This is a genomic window from Bacillus sp. LR--39, from assembly GCF_053613335.1.
In genome coordinates this window covers 1-510 of record NZ_JBSIOT010001650.1, presented here as the reverse complement: position 1 = coordinate 510, position 510 = coordinate 1, and the positions used below count along the sequence as shown (strand labels likewise).

The window sequence follows — 510 nt, the reverse complement described above, 5'->3', positions numbered from 1 at the left end:
AAGTCCTGTATCAAGAAACACAATCTCTGCGTCTTTTTTCACTTTATAAATTAAGTCAATCAGAACGATTCCCTCAATTCCGAAACTGCAGGCATAAACAAGCTGATTGCCGTAATGGCCGTATGCCCATTTTAAAACGGACAGCGCGCCTTTATAAGGATCGTCTTCCGGAAATGTAATCGTTGGTTCTTCCCAATTATCATACGTTAACATTTCTTCTTTCCTCCTTTCGGAGACAAACAAACAGTAGCTTTCTGCCGGTTGTCTTTTCCCATGTAATGTGATTCGCGGCTGCTGATATACAGATAGCCTTTTTACCTCTTAAAATAAAAAACTTTCAATCCGGCGGAAAGAAAGACAGGAACAGCATGCAGCCCTTATCTTTCAAAATGGAATTCATTTTGCTGGAAGTAGCACCTTACAAACTATGCAGGTTGCCGGGCTTCATAGGTCCAGTCCCTCAGCCGCTCTTGATAAGTTTTTAGATTTGTAGTAAATTTTAGCACAATT

At 40.4% G+C, this 510-nt stretch carries 1 protein-coding gene and 1 riboswitch; the gene reads right to left on the bottom strand.

Translation table 11 applies throughout. The annotated features are described in order from the left end of the window. The coding region (locus ACWHAR_RS32315; protein ID WP_452089082.1) for a phosphoadenosine phosphosulfate reductase domain-containing protein at positions 1-213 on the bottom strand (213 nt) is incomplete at its 3' end. Between the two features lie 161 nt (positions 214-374). Then, a riboswitch (SAM riboswitch) is annotated at positions 375-480 on the bottom strand. Positions 481-510 lie beyond the last annotated feature (30 nt).